This is a genomic window from Motilimonas sp. 1_MG-2023 (assembly GCF_030547455.1).
Classification (GTDB): domain Bacteria; phylum Pseudomonadota; class Gammaproteobacteria; order Enterobacterales; family CBDFNC01; genus Motilimonas.
Map to the genome: position 1 here is coordinate 1 of NZ_JAUOPX010000100.1, position 1,242 is coordinate 1,242.

A 1,242-nucleotide genomic window follows, 5' to 3' on the forward strand; every position below is an offset into this window, starting at 1 on the left:
TGATCCCTAGCACTAAAACTGGACACGTCACTAAGCAATGTTCTTTAGTTCAAATGCTTCTGGACTGACATAGCCATTCGCACTATGCCTTCTCGTTTTATTGTAATCAACTTCAATGTATTCAAATACCGCTTGGCGCATTGTTTTACGATCCATAATTGGCTCGCCATGAATTGCTTCTACTTTCAATGAATGGAAGAAACTTTCGGCACATGCGTTATCCCAACAATTCCCTTTTCGGCTCATGCTTTGCTGTAATTCATACTTTTTCAGCAAATCACGGAAGTCCCCTGAGCAATACTGGCTGCCGCGATCGCTATGAACGATAACGCCTTTTGGCCGCCCTCTACGGAAAATGGCCATCTTTAACGCATCACACACGAGATCTGCTTTCATGTTAGGACTCATTGACCAGCCAATCACCGCTCTAGAAAATAGGTCGATAATAACGGCTAAATAAATCCAGCCTTCGCTGGTCCATAAATAGGTAATGTCCGTTACCCACTTCTGATTCGGTGCCGTGGCCGTAAAATCGCGCTCAAGTAGATTAGGCGCAACTGGCAGTTGATGATTGCTGTCCGTCGTCACCTTAAACTTACGAGCTGCCTTGGCTGCTAAGCATTGGCGTCTCATGCTATCGCTGATGGTCTTAATACATGTAGCTTGATGATTATCCTTCATTTCAACTTGAATGCGAGTGGCACCATAACGTTGTTTTGAATCAGCAAAAATCTGCTGTATTTGCTCATCTCGCTGCTGTTGAAGCAGAGCTCGCTGGCTCGGTTGCCTACCAAATTTAAGCCAATGATAAAACCCACTTCGCGACACCCTAAGCACCAAAGCCATACGTGATATATTAAACACGCCTTGGTGCGCTTGAATGAATTTGAATCGCTTTATTTTTGATTCTTCGCGAAGTAGGTAGCCGCCTTTTTTAATATGGCTAAGTCCTCCGCTTGCTCGGCTAATTGACGTTTTAGTTTGGCGACCTCGGCAGCGAGATCTGCTTCCCGTTGACTTGAGCTTTTCTTTTGCTGGAGCTTGTTGCGCCAATCATAGATCTGCGACTCATAGACGCCGAGGTCTCTAGCGGCCGCAGCAACACCGATTTTAGCCGCTAGCTGAACGGCTTCTTGTTTAAATTCAGTGGTATGAGCTTTACGTGGTTTATTTGTTTTCATAAGTACCTCAATGGTGATTGTACTTACTTAGTGGTGTGTCTAAAAGTAGTGGTAGGGATCA

General features: G+C 44.8%; 1 protein-coding gene. It reads right to left on the reverse strand.

Annotation, left to right across the window (positions count from 1 at the left end; translation table 11 throughout):
• Positions 1-30: 30 nt before the first annotated feature.
• Positions 31-1,181, reverse strand: a protein-coding gene (locus Q4519_RS21570; protein WP_303515974.1) for an IS3 family transposase whose coding sequence is annotated in 2 segments (ribosomal slippage) — positions 31-938 and positions 938-1,181 — 1,152 coding nt in all. Because the reading frame shifts where the segments join, the coding sequence is not laid out codon by codon here.
• Between the last annotated feature and the right edge of the window lie 61 nt (positions 1,182-1,242).